The organism is Ohtaekwangia sp. (assembly GCF_036786105.1).
In the GTDB taxonomy this organism is placed as follows: Bacteria; Bacteroidota; Bacteroidia; order Cytophagales; family Cyclobacteriaceae; genus Ohtaekwangia.
Genome location: NZ_DAIQRQ010000031.1, coordinates 45,188 through 57,896, shown reverse-complemented (window position 1 = coordinate 57,896; position 12,709 = coordinate 45,188). Strand labels below are relative to the sequence as shown.

The 12,709-nt window shown below is 45.2% G+C and carries 13 protein-coding genes and 1 tRNA gene; 4 read left to right on the top strand and 10 right to left on the bottom strand.

The annotated features are described in order from the left end of the window. Positions 1 to 3 precede the first annotated feature (3 nt). A tRNA-Arg gene (locus tag V7Q33_RS13860) sits at positions 4 to 75 on the bottom strand. A gap of 558 nt (positions 76 to 633) precedes the next feature. Between V7Q33_RS13860 and V7Q33_RS13855 the strand changes: the two genes are divergently transcribed. Next, a complete protein-coding gene (locus V7Q33_RS13855; RefSeq protein ID WP_331977455.1) occupies positions 634 to 1,959 on the top strand; it encodes a hypothetical protein in 1,326 nt (441 codons plus the stop codon). Between the two features lie 105 nt (positions 1,960 to 2,064). Here V7Q33_RS13855 and V7Q33_RS13850 read toward each other — a convergent pair whose 3' ends face one another. The 5 genes from V7Q33_RS13850 to V7Q33_RS13830 all read right to left on the bottom strand — a co-directional run bounded on the left by V7Q33_RS13850 (position 2,065) and on the right by V7Q33_RS13830 (position 7,886). Beyond that, positions 2,065 to 2,499, bottom strand: coding sequence for an SMI1/KNR4 family protein (locus tag V7Q33_RS13850; protein ID WP_331977457.1), 435 nt, complete (start codon positions 2,497 to 2,499; stop codon positions 2,065 to 2,067). Between the two features lie 186 nt (positions 2,500 to 2,685). Beyond that, a complete protein-coding gene (locus tag V7Q33_RS13845; protein WP_333820220.1) occupies positions 2,686 to 3,420 on the bottom strand; it encodes a tetratricopeptide repeat protein in 735 nt (244 codons plus the stop codon). 116 nt (positions 3,421 to 3,536) lie between these two features. Continuing rightward, positions 3,537 to 4,688, bottom strand: coding sequence for a hypothetical protein (locus V7Q33_RS13840; RefSeq protein WP_331977461.1), 1,152 nt, complete (start codon positions 4,686 to 4,688; stop codon positions 3,537 to 3,539). A gap of 35 nt (positions 4,689 to 4,723) precedes the next feature. Then, complete coding sequence (locus V7Q33_RS13835) at positions 4,724 to 5,758, bottom strand: hypothetical protein (protein ID WP_331977463.1); 1,035 nt, start codon at positions 5,756 to 5,758, stop codon at positions 4,724 to 4,726. A 37-nt stretch (positions 5,759 to 5,795) separates the two neighbouring features. Continuing rightward, on the bottom strand, positions 5,796 to 7,886 hold the full coding sequence (locus V7Q33_RS13830; RefSeq protein ID WP_333820219.1) for a carboxy terminal-processing peptidase: 2,091 nt from the start codon (positions 7,884 to 7,886) through the stop codon (positions 5,796 to 5,798). A gap of 154 nt (positions 7,887 to 8,040) precedes the next feature. Here V7Q33_RS13830 and V7Q33_RS13825 point away from each other — a divergent pair, with 154 nt between their 5' ends. Continuing rightward, positions 8,041 to 8,988, top strand: a complete 948-nt coding sequence (locus tag V7Q33_RS13825) for a hypothetical protein (RefSeq protein ID WP_333820218.1) — start codon at positions 8,041 to 8,043, stop codon at positions 8,986 to 8,988. A 14-nt stretch (positions 8,989 to 9,002) separates the two neighbouring features. Next, positions 9,003 to 9,752 (top strand): DNA alkylation repair protein, encoded by a 750-nt coding sequence (locus tag V7Q33_RS13820; RefSeq protein ID WP_333820217.1) that lies wholly within the window; start codon positions 9,003 to 9,005, stop codon positions 9,750 to 9,752. 76 nt (positions 9,753 to 9,828) lie between these two features. Here the strand turns inward: V7Q33_RS13820 and V7Q33_RS13815 are convergent, their stop codons facing one another. The 4 genes from V7Q33_RS13815 to V7Q33_RS13800 all read right to left on the bottom strand — a co-directional run bounded on the left by V7Q33_RS13815 (position 9,829) and on the right by V7Q33_RS13800 (position 12,146). Further along, positions 9,829 to 10,239: a hypothetical protein gene (locus V7Q33_RS13815; protein ID WP_331977471.1), complete on the bottom strand. Its 411-nt coding sequence runs from the start codon at positions 10,237 to 10,239 to the stop codon at positions 9,829 to 9,831. Then, positions 10,226 to 11,326, bottom strand: a complete 1,101-nt coding sequence (locus V7Q33_RS13810; protein ID WP_333820216.1) for a FecR domain-containing protein — start codon at positions 11,324 to 11,326, stop codon at positions 10,226 to 10,228. The genes V7Q33_RS13815 and V7Q33_RS13810 overlap by 14 nt, the downstream gene beginning before the upstream one ends. A gap of 30 nt (positions 11,327 to 11,356) precedes the next feature. Beyond that, on the bottom strand, positions 11,357 to 11,488 hold the full coding sequence (locus tag V7Q33_RS13805; protein WP_331977475.1) for a hypothetical protein: 132 nt from the start codon (positions 11,486 to 11,488) through the stop codon (positions 11,357 to 11,359). Between the two features lie 88 nt (positions 11,489 to 11,576). Continuing rightward, complete coding sequence (locus V7Q33_RS13800) at positions 11,577 to 12,146, bottom strand: RNA polymerase sigma-70 factor (protein WP_331977477.1); 570 nt, start codon at positions 12,144 to 12,146, stop codon at positions 11,577 to 11,579. A gap of 144 nt (positions 12,147 to 12,290) precedes the next feature. On the opposite strand from V7Q33_RS13800, the gene V7Q33_RS13795 reads away from it, so the two are divergent. Next, entirely contained in the window at positions 12,291 to 12,650 is a 360-nt protein-coding gene (locus V7Q33_RS13795; protein ID WP_331977479.1) for a response regulator, read from the top strand. The last annotated feature ends 59 nt before the right edge of the window (positions 12,651 to 12,709 follow it).

Genomic DNA, 12,709 nt, shown 5'->3' with positions numbered 1-12,709 from the left:
GTGTAGCCCCGGCAGGAATCGAACCTGCATCTTAAGAATCGGAATCTTAAATTCTATCCATTGAAATACGGAGCCAGGAGAAGCTGCGGCAAAAATAAACAAACCGTGTTACTGAAAAAAATCTTCAGGGTATTGTTGTGCTAAAAAACCGAAAACTTTGCAGTGCTAATACATAGAGATAGCAGGAAACAAGGCCTGAAGACCCCAATAGTTACAATGTAAAAGGAGTTCTATTGCATTCGAGTAACCATCTTAAAGATATGTAAAATGAAGATGTGGGCTGCAAGTTGATCACATTACCGTATGAACGCCACATAAAATATACATTTTTATTTCTGCAGGTCTCCGTAGCAGCGTTATCGCAGGATAGGCACCGACTCAGGTTATACAACTTCCTAACCGATGGTGCGTACATCTATATAATGTAGAGTGGCTTATAATAAATGTGGTAAAGTATAACCAGATTTTTTATTATGCATCACGATGGTGGTAAGCCGTATTTTTAATTAGCATAACAGCATTTTTTATTTATTTTAGCGGAACGTTACTTATACAACTATCAAATCCCACCCAAAGGAAACTATATTTTCACTTGTTACTCGTTCAGCTAATTCCAATCCGATAAGTATATCTATGAAAAAGTTCTTATGTTTTATCTTATTTATTTCAATCATTTCTTGCAGTAAAGATGACGATAAAAACCCCTCGACTACAGGTGTTACAAATGTTAAGTGGTCTAAAGCCTTTGGAGGAAGTGGTGACGATGAGGGCCTTGCAATAACCAATACAGTGGATGGAGGATCTATAGTTGCCGGATATTCGTCCACTGCAGATGGCGATGTGTCCAGCTATCATAGTGGTCCTGATAATGAAGCTTATGATTTCTGGGTATTGAAACTGGATGCTTCCGGCACGAAGCAATGGTCGAAAAGTTTTGGAGGATCTGGATTTGACGTTGCGTTCGCAGTAATAACCACAACAGACGGTGGCTACGCTGTAGCCGGTCGTTCTGGTAGCGATGATGGGGATGTTACTGATAATTATGGAAGTAGTGACTTTTGGATCGTGAAACTGGATGCTTCCGGCAATAAACAGTGGGCAAAAAGTTTTGGCGAAGAAGCCGGTGATGAGGCTACCTCTATCATTGCTACTTCAGATGGTGGCTATATTGTAACCGGTACTGTCTGGAACTGGAGTGGCAATACCGATTATGATATCTGGTTGCTGAAGTTAAACAGCTCCGGTACTATTGAATGGTCTAAGACTTTTGCAGGTACATCAAGCGAAGAAGCGTCTTCTGCTATTGCTACTGCCGATGGCGGATATGCCATTACAGGTTATACCAAGAGCACAGACGGTGATTTTACCAATACCCTCGGTGGCGATAATATGATGGTAATTAAATTGGATGCTTCCGGCAACAAGCAATGGATCAAAACGTATGGTGGCTCGGGCGATGATTACGGTCATTCTATTATTGCTACTGCTGATGGTGGTTATGCTATAGCAGGAAACACACTGAGCACTGATGGTGATGTTCCCGGCAATCATGGCCATTCCGATGGATGGGTAATTAAACTGGATGCTTCCGGTGTGAAGCAATGGAGCAAGACCTTTGGAGGTTCAGCTGATGACTATGCTAATTCTATTGTAACTACTTCAACCGGACAATACGTTGTTGCAGGATATATTGAGAGCACCGATGGCGATATACCTAAGAGTCATGGTGGTGACACCGATGCTTTCATTCTGACGCTTAACGCCTCTGGTAGTGAACTAACGGCCAAAACATTTGGTGGCTCTGGCCGGGACGAAATCAATCAAACTATTATAACAGCCAATGGAAAGAATATTCTAACTACAGGATATTCCAATAGCACCGATGGCGATATTTCCGGCAATCACGGCACTTCAAATAGTTGGGTGATGGATAGCTGGGTTATGGAATTGGATTTTTAATACGTAAGCAAATAGTAAATATCAGTTACTTCAGGTGAGCGGCGAATGCTGCTCACTTTTTTATAAAACATTCAGAAGCATTCACACTATACGAAGCCTTCATCCTTATAAACCTCTATAAATATCAATATAAAACTTAACATACTCTTCCAGTGATTCATACCGGGTCATCTCTTCGTCTTCCCATTTGAAATCGTTGATTTCTTCATCGATCAATTCTCCGGCTATTTCGTGATCAATAAAGAACACTCGTTTATCATTACCCAGAAGCGAGATAAAAGAATCATTACCGCAGCCATCCGTTCCGATGCATATTTTATTACGGCATAGCCCGGCTTCGTTGGGAAGTTTAAGAAAATCTCTATTGTGCTCAATCATCCAGTCGGCATCCGATGATATGGTGATGTAGTCAAAATCGTTGGATACATTTCGTAACTCTTCCAACAGTTGAGCCTGCTGACGATGAAAATCAATAAAAAAGTCGGGAAGCTTGATGCCTAATTCTTTCTCTACCTTTTCTATATCTAAAGTTCTATTCATAATACTTCATTATAAAAATCCTCCCCAGACTACAATGCACAAATAAAATCAACATTTACCTTTGTGAAACTTTGAGTCTTCTTTGTGATGCTTTGTGTAATTGGATTTTGAAAATTTCAAATGCACAACACACTCAATACCGCAGCACCCATCTAACACAGTAGCCTCAAGCCATTACAGTTTATCCTATGCCTTTTCAGCGTTTTGCAGTTCGCGTATCTCACGACCAATATGGCGATAGAATTTTCGCTCGGGGCCTTTGAGATGTTCGAGCTCTTCGTTCATTTCCTGTAACTTACTTTTCAGCGCTTCTGTTTTGCCTGTAGCTTTTAAGAATTTACAGTATTCAATGCGCTGCCGGTAGTTCGTGAACGTTGAATCCATTTCGATAAACACCTTCTCGGCTTCAGCAGTCCTTCCGGTATAGTGCAACGCCCATGCGTAAGCCGCGCGCTCTTCCGCTTTTTTGAAACGAGTTTCCGATTCAAGTTGCTGACCCCACGTTACTACGGTTGGATAATCTTTTTTGAGGTATGAAGTAAACAATACCTTGATGCGGATAACCGGGTCATCGGCCATAAACCCGGTGAGGCATTCCTGGTAGAGCGCCAGTGCTTCATCGTAGCGACCGTTGGCAGCATACGCATCGGCAAGGTTTACTTTATTGGTAACATTATCACTGAAGCGCAAAGCTTTTTCCAGTTGCTCGATCTTGTAGTTACTGTTCACAACTCCCTTTACACCTTCGGCAATCGTTTCTATACTTCGGCGATTATAAAAGCTGTGATACAGGTATATAGCACAACCAATACCCGGAAAAAGTACAATAAGCCAATACCAGCGTTGCTCTGCGCGGTTACTGTAAGCATGATACAGGCAGAATGCCTGCAGGATTAACAGGGGTGAGTAGAAGCCAATCATAGAGTATAGCGAGTTAGGTTCTAAAGATTGCGCAAGGTAACGCTTTTGGAAGTGGCAGGCAATGCGGCATAAAGCTATACCGCATTGCTTCTATTGGCTTGTTAAGTTATTCGCTGTTACTGGCCGTTGTGCGCCTGAAGTTCCACCTGGTTAAGCGGTATCAGGTTTACGTTGAATTTCTGCACTACCATATTCATGATCGGGTCATTCTTTATTTTTTGAATGATGCGATTGGTCTGATTGGCATCGTATCCCATCACCATCTGGTCGGTAAGACCGAGGCTTTTTACCGCATAGAAAAATCCTGCCACTACATACGGACCAAAAGGGGTTTGCGGAATATCAAATGAACTGCCTGTCATGTTGAACACTGTGTTGGGAAGATATTCTCCTGTATGATCAATGTTCTTAAGGCGCATATAGTAATTGGCCGCAAGCAAGCGTGATGACATGCGCGGATCACTCATGCATAACAAACCAGCAAATGGTTTTTGCATACGGCTTTGATTGATCAGTATATCTTTTGCATGGCGATTGTTCTGTGCATACTTTCTGATTTCATTCTGCACAGTATCCCAGAAAGGCACCGAAGGCTCTCCGTCATCTACGCGAATCAGTGCATGTATAGCGTAGTCGAGAATACCACAGGTGATCTGAACATTCAGCATCTTAAGCTCTGGGTCGGTAGCAATGGCTTTCTCCAACACGGTGCGTTGATGGCGCGGGTGTGTGCGCAGCAAATCGATACTGCAAATCCAGTCACCAGCCAGGTAGCCATCGTACGCATAATATTCCCGCAGCAAGTATTTTATCTTGGTATCATTGTCGATCACTACCGCGCGACCTCTCATATTTATCACCGGCTTCTCGGTTACGATCATCTGCTCAATCTCTACTCCTACGGCAGAAGCTCCGAGCATACCGCAATTCAGTGGAGAGCCATCAACAATTTTGAGATCGTGAACGTGGCTGATGTAATTATCGTTAGAGTCTTCTGTTAAGTGCCCGTGTGTTTGTATGTGCACGAAGTAACTTACCGGCATCTGAACATCCAGGCAGTTACGTTGTGCCTGCTCAAACGTGCGTTTGATATCCATCACAATATCAGGCGTAATAAACGATCCGGCAGCACGTATCGTATGCATTTCGATATCGATGCCTGTTTCTCTGAATTCTGCCGTGATCCGGTCGATCACATCAATCTGAACCTGGCTAAGATCACGCGCATCGGCACAGCCAACCAGTATGTGTACTTGTTTTTCTCTCATAATAGACGTCCCGGGTTTATGCCGCAATATATAGCTTAATGCGGAACATGCGAATCCAGGAAGCGTTTCTGTGTATTATTCCAGTTGTCGAGTAATTTAGAGCGGTTGACAGACACGGTTTGCAACGACTTGTTGGAAGCGTTTACAGAGGCATTGATATCGTTAATGGCTTTGTTATACTGATCGATATCGGATTGCGTGCGTTGTGCTGCGGGCTTTGAATCAAACGCTTTCTTTACTTTCTCAAACTCGTTGTTCTTTACCAGGAACTCGCGTTGCAGCGGTATATCTTTTTCGGCTTCGTTTTTATGAAACTCCAGCATCTTGCGGCAAGCTGTTACCAATGAACCATCTCCCTTAAAGGCACGCATGGTATCAAGTTTGGTAAGCCCCTCTTCGGCGAAACGTATCAGCGTGGTTCGATTCTGCTCCAGGCTGTTAATATCTTTTTTATTCCAGGCTTCAATAACATAGGCTTCCTGTTTGAAGCTCTTGAAAAATATAAGGTATACTCCGCGGTTATAAGCATTTACCTGGCCTACCTGCTGCAGCTTCTTCGACATTTTAGAGTCACCTCCTTCGATCAGTTTAACATTGTTTTTCGATGCAAAAGCTTTCAACACCGGGTCGATCTGATCCTGTGCCGATGACAACACTTCGCCGGCTTTGTCCTGTGCCAGCAGATACGCCTCCATGGCATCGTACGATTGCTCGGCAATCTCCTCCATGTCAACGATCTTATGGTAATCTTCATTGAATACTTTGAGCTCTATATCCCAGTACGCTTTGTAAGCATCGCGCAGGGTTGCATCTCCTTTAAAAGGACTAACGCGTGTAGCATCTTTCAGTGCGCTGCGGATGCTGGCTATCAATTCGCTGCGCCGTTTTTCCAGTTTGCGGGCACGTTTGCCATGCGCAAATTCGCTCATATAGCTGAGATAATTTTCCGACAGCAGTTTCTCACGGCTGCTGAAGAAGTCCATATACTCAACAGGGGTTTGAAAATTCTGCGCGGAAGCAAGGAAAGATGTAAGGGTCAATAACAATACACCGGTGAAGCGCATGATCATACAAGTAAATCAGGTTAGGTTAGTGATATTATAAATTTCATTTGTGGCTTGTCTCTTCAATGAGATCGGTCATCACATTAAAAGCCTCCGCAAGGTAAATATCCCGGGCCAGTTTTTTCAACCAGGTGTCATTAAATTTTCGGGTATATTCATCCAGGGCCACGCGTTGTTTGTCCTGCTGATTGTTCGCCACGGTATATGTGCCAACGGACTGACTGAAGGCGTGTTCCAGCAATGCATAGTGTTTGGTCTGCTCTATTGTATGTTTACTGAAATCGTCCCACAGGAGCAGCACCGGTTCGTGCTTCTTCTTTACTTCCGATGCCAGCCATTCACGGCTCTTGATCACTTCCTGAAAAGGTGCGGAAGATTGCACACGCGTGCTACTGTTCTTTTTCAATGACAGCAACGGCAATGGCAATAAAGGTTTGTAGTAAGTTTTTTTAATGACCGAGTCGAGCGGCAATGCAAAGGGCAACCTCGCTTCACCGAGGTCGAGTGCCTCGAACAGATCGGGCAGTACAACATCGGGGCATACGCCGCGGCCTTGCACGGCTCCTCCGGTAACACGGTATATTTTGTCGGTAGTAATGCTCGCATAGCCCGTACCCTGCTTCAGGCGATTATCCAGTGACGGTGGCTTTTGGGCGGGATCGAGGGGAAAGAAATTCTGCGCGGTTGCTTTTCCAAATGTAGTGCTGCCTACGATAACCGCACGATGGTAATCCTGTAATGCAGCCGCCAGAAACTCTGATGCCGAAGCACTTTGTCCGTTTACCATGAGAATCAGCGGGCCATCGTATACCGTGCCGCGATTCATATCCTTCAGTGTGGTAGCATGTTGCGCCTTGTCTTTCAGTATACCCAATGCGCCTTCGTCAATAAATATACCGGCCATGGCCATCGCTTCCTGCAACGATCCTCCGCCATTGTAGCGTACATCCAGAATAAGACCGTCAATATTTTCTTTCTTTAAATTGAGTATTTCCTTTGCTACATCGCTGGCACAGCGTGTGCCTTCACTCTCATCACTCCAGCGGGTATAAAAATCAGGTAACGAAATATACCCGATGGTATATTTATCTTTCAGTAAATAGCTGCGTGCGTAATTTTCTTCGAGCGATATCTTCTCCTTGCGCAGGCGTACCGTGCGTGTAAGGCCGCTGGCAGTTTGCACGGTGAAGTCCATCTGTTGATGGTTATCGTCAGACAGTACATCGTTTGCTTCTTCTACCGAGAGGCCGGTAACATCAATGCGTTCCTGTCCTTCCCATTGTAAACTCAGCAGTATATCGGACGTATGCAGCTCACCCGATTTCCATGCCGGGCCACCCGGTGCCAGCGCAGCAATGAGCACATCGCCACGGTCGTTCTCATCGAGCGTTACACCGAAATAATACCCTTCGGTGCTCAGCGATGACATAAAATTTTCCATCGCGGTTAACGGCAGATAGGTAGTATGCGGATCAAACACGGATGCGATCGTCTGGAAGTAAGCCGCGGCGAGGTATGCTTCAAACCCGGAAGGATGATTGAGTATGCGCTTGATAGCGCGCAGCTCCTGTTGCTTTCCGCGAAGGCGTGCATCGGGTTCATGGCGCGTATAGAAGTCAGCAGCATTGCCGGTATAATTTTTCAGCTTGTCGCCAAGCCGGTTGAATGCCTGGTACTTCAGCCAGTGTCTCCAGCGGTATACGCGCTCCTGATCGTTGAATGGCCATTTGGCTGTATCGTACTCAAAGAACTCGCGAAAGTCTTTTTTAAATGGCGCTGCCGATTGCTCTTCAATGATCGCTGACGAGCGCTGCAAACAACCTTTATATACCTGCGCCAGGCTGGTAAAGAAATTCCAGCCACTGCCGTTAAGCTCATCATCAAGTAACGATCTATACTTCAGCAATGGTTTGAGATCGGCTTCTGTAAAGAAAAGTTTGTCGGGATCGATCTCTCGTAACAATGCATCGTACACCTCACCCGAAAATTCATCGTTGACCGGTTTTGGGCTATAGTGTTGTTCGTTCAGTTTATGAATTAACAGGCGCGCCTCCCGCTCGTAGTTCGGAAGCTTTTGTGCGTGAACTACCGTGAGTAAACAACCTGTAATAAGAAAGAATATAAGACTACGCATGATTGCTGAAAGATCAAAAAATAATGCCTCTCTTCAAACACGATGAAAGGCGCTACCTGAAAATTTAGGGCCACAATTTAGCGCAAATGATTTTTTTTAAGTTATTTCAGCAGGGATTATAACCTGTGATGATGCAGACATGCTAAATTTTTTAATGAAGACCCAAATACCGGAAGGACAGGATAACTCGCGGGTGCTTGCTTTCCGATACTATCTGTTAGCCATTTCCCTGCTCGCTTTTCTCGGTGTTATACTTGAACTGATCATCGATTTCAGAAGTATATCGCTATGGTATATGATTGTACTCACCATAACGCCAGCCCTGTTGCTGATGCTCTCGCTGCTGCAGGTAAGACACCGCTGGCTGGTTGTTATCAATATACTGTTTATACTCACCATTAACCAGGTACAAATTCTCAACAACCCTATGTTCTTTCATACCTGGGTTTTCTGGATGGGGCTTACACCGCTGTTCCTTACCATGTTTACCCGCACCATCGAAACGATTGCACTGACGGTGATTATTCTGTGTTTTATTATCGGCAACGGTATATATGTATCCAGCGGCAGCAGTACATACGAAACGGTGGTGGTTCCTATCAACTTTACGGCCGCCGGTGTATTGTTCACACTCGTCACGGCTACCATTGCAATCCTGTTCAGTTATACGCAGCATACAGTGCAAACACGGCTGGTGAACCAGAACCTTACCCTGCAATTGCTTACTGTTGAGGTTGAGCAACAGAATAAGTTACTGAAAGATCAGAACGAAGAGATCACCCAGATCAACAACCGCCTGGAAGAAGCCAACTTTCACCTCGAAGAACGCGTAGCCGAAAGAACACTGGAGCTGGAAAAGCACAACCAGAAACTAACCGAGTATGCCTTTATCAACTCGCATCTGCTGCGTGGACCACTTTGCAGCATTCTTGGACTCATCAACCTGCTGAACAAAACATCCCTGTCAGAAACCGAGAAGGAAATACTGGCACATCTGAAAGACTCCAGTCATAACCTGGACGATGTGGTGAGCAAAATCGGCGAGGTACTGGCTACGGAACCGAGCTTTGATCGCGAAACGATCCGCAATCAGAAGGCATAAATATACCGGTATATATGGCAGTCGTAAACGCACATCATACAGAGATACTGGCGGCCATTCAAAAAAATTCGGGCAAGGCCAGCCAGCATACATTTCAGGACAGCTACCTTGGCAACACACATCCGCGCTATGCCATTCGCGCCCCCGTACTTCGCACCATCGCGCGCGCATGGATGAAGCAGCACCGCGATCTCTCTGCCATTGCTTTCGCTAAACTTCTTACCAGTTTAATTGAAGCTGAATCATCTACAGAGAAGTGCATGGCCGGTATACTACTGGACTATTCAACGGATGAGCAACGTAATTTTGATCCGGCGCTATTTGATCACTGGCTTGATCATCTCATAGGCTGGGCGGAAGTAGATGCTGTTTGCACCGGTGATTATACTGCGTATGAGATCGATGGCCGGTGGAAAAAATGGAAACCATTGCTCAGGAAGTTCTCTAAAAGCGCCAACATACAGAAGCGAAGAGCATCACTGGTGTTGTGTTGCTCGCCGGTACGCAGGCAAGCTTATCCGGAAATGGCAGCGATAATATTCGAGAATATTGATCGCCTGAAAAGTGAAAAAGAAATTCTGATCACCAAAGCCATATCATGGATACTGCGCAGCATGGTGAAGCATCACGCTGCATTGGTGCAAGCCTACATCGATGCTAACTTCGATACCCTGCCGAGAATAGCAATACGCGAAACACAAGTGGTGCTCAACACGGGTAAAAAAACCAAAACCGTTAGCACACGTATGGTAAAAAAAAAATAAAACCCTGGAGTGATCCAGGGTTTAAGAGGGACTGGGAAGTTTCCAGGGCAAAACCTGGATAATGGGCTGCGGCGGATTATAGATCCTGCCGGGTTCCGAACCCCCAGTTTATAAAACCTTCCGTTTTTTCTGCATAATGTTGCTGCAGCACTTGCATTACGGCTTCAATGATGCTCTTTACATCGCGATCTTCTTTACCGGTAGCAATGCTTTTACGAAGCAGCACATCTCTTTCTGCAAATGCCTCCTGCATTAATCGCGCATACTTCAAACCCTGATCGTGCTTTAGTTTAGCAGAGCTTATGCGATAATTAAGGTCAGCAATCAGGTGAGGTTTCACCGGACTCATGGCACCCTCGACCGCATGTTGCTGAATGATCTTTTCTGCCAGTGATATGAGTGCTTCCGCGTGTTGGGGAATAGTAAAGGTTTCGAAGCGCGCTTCCGGTTGTTCGCGCGAAGTGGAGGTAGAGTCAATATTCATCATCAGCGATCTCTGCAGATTTAACCTGTACATGTAAAAAGCTCGTATCCGTAAATATATCGAGCAGTCGTCTCCGGTAGTCTATTGTCTGCCCCGGCTTTACGGGTTGTCGTATTACCACCTCGGTAGTGTGACGAGGCCCTCCGCTGCGCGAATAGGTAACAGTCAATACAATGTCAGTATAAGTAGCCAGCGATGACCGGTTAACAATTCGACCATCGATTACAGATTGATTGATGGCATTTTTGCGCCAGCTATAGCGCGTAGCGAGATAGTACGCACTATACTTCTTTTCTCGTTCATAAATTGGATTGTAATGCTTGCGCCAGGATGCAAAATGTCGGTTACGATTAGATGATTTGCGAAGTGATTTTGTATCACCACTGAAGGTAGCCTGCTCGTTGCGCGTTACCACCACAGGCTGTATACCCTCTGCCTCAATAGATGAGAACCGTACTTTACCATCTGCTACCGTAAGCGTGGTAAGGCTATCTTCTTCTTTTACATTGAAGGATGTGCCGAGCACCACAGCGGCTGTAGTACGTGTAGATACCTCGAAAGGCCGGCTGGCATCTTTTCTTACCTGGAAATATCCTTCACCTTGCAGCTTTACCTTGCGCGATGCATTGAAATCTTTCGAATACGAAAGACTGCTGTTTCGGTTCAGCCATACACGCGTGCTGTCGGGTAAATATACTGTGAGCACTTCGTTTCCTGCGTGGTATGCAATTTCTTCCTGCCTGGGTGGATGTATCGAACGGAAAGGCCAAAGTATATAGGCTCCCATCAATACAACAATGATGCTGGCAGCAATCTGCCACCAGTTCTCTCTCAGGAATAAAGGAATAATTCTCCCCGGAGCATTTTCACGTTCTGCACGATCGTAGAACCGCACAAGCTCCGCTTCAGTAGCGGCATCCGGAATCTGTAGCTTTATGCCCGAGCTGTCCCATATCTTTTTCGCATCACGAAACAGATAACGGTTTTCTTCTGATTCCTTCAGCCAGGATTCAAAAATGACACGTTCTGCTTCGGTGAGATCACCGGACAGGTACGCGGAAATTTTTTGCCAGGTAGTTTCGGGTGTCATGAAACGGGTAGTTCGGTTAAAGTAAAGCGCTTAAAGCTTTACCTCGTTTTGTTTGTTGCCGGCCGCAGGAGTATGCTTTACATAGGCAGCACAGGTATACTGCGAGCAGGCAGATACGGTTAAAGCCGTAATGATTAAGATCAAGCCAATAACAGATTTCATAATGTTCAAGTTTGAGTCCTTAGATCTTCTCCGTTTTCTCTATAGCACATGACCGGGCCTTCCCCCCTAATGCGGCATAGAAAAAAGATCAGAAAAAAAATAAGCGATAAAGACTTATGCCAATACCCATCGCGGTGGCCAGAAATTCCAGTGACAGAAACGGTTTGAGCTCATTACGAAGCTTCTCCAGGGCAATGCCCATCTGGTTTTCTACCGTTTTAACGGAGAGTCCCAACGTGTCAGCGATTTGTTGGTGTCTCAGGCCTTCGTGGCGGCTTAGTATATAAATTGCCTTGCACTTGGGAGGCAGGTTTTCTACAGCTTTTCGTACACGCACTTCCAGTTCCTGGTATTCTACACGTTCCGTACCCGCAGCCATGGCGAGCTTTTCCAGGCCAGCATAGTCTTGCAGCGGTGAAATCTTTTTATTCGAACGCAGATAATTATACGATGTATGCGCGGTGGCTTTAAACAGGTAATGTGTAATCTGTTCGCCGAAGATAAGCTGATCGCGATTCTTCCACAGTCTGAGAAAAACCTCCTGTACAATATCTTTGGCCGCATCGGCATCGCTCACAATATTATAGGCAAGGTTGCACAGGCTTTTATGATGCTGCCGAAACAGGGTTCCAAAATCATCTGCAGCGTTCTTTTCCATGAAAGCCGTTAGCGTAGTTTGATGCTCAGTCGGTAAACATAGGAAAATTCACGCAAGTGCAAGATTGTTCAAACTTTTTTTTAACAGGCTTTGGGGGGTATTATACCAGCAGGTGCTATCATTCGAACAACCCTCCAACATTTTATGAAAAAGAGAATTGCCATCGTTGAAGATGATACAGATGCCCTGAAATTGTTACAGGTAATTTTAACAACGGCAGGATTTCAGACGGATCTTTACCCACATGCACAGGATCTTCTTAATGCACAAGTCCATCTTCCCGACCTTTACCTGATCGACATCAACCTGGGCAATGCAAGTGGCCTTGATCTTTGCAGACAATTAAAATCACAACCGGATACGCAGCCTATACCTGTAATCCTGATCTCTTCCAGCATCGACCTGCGTGAACAAACCCTCGAAGCGTGTGCCGATGATATGCTCGCCAAACCGTTTGACCGCCAAACGCTAATGGAAAAAGTTCTGCAACACATGGCATCATAAACAATAATCTGCTTTCATAAAAAGAAAAGTATAATTTGCGCGCGCTATCTCCACATGCT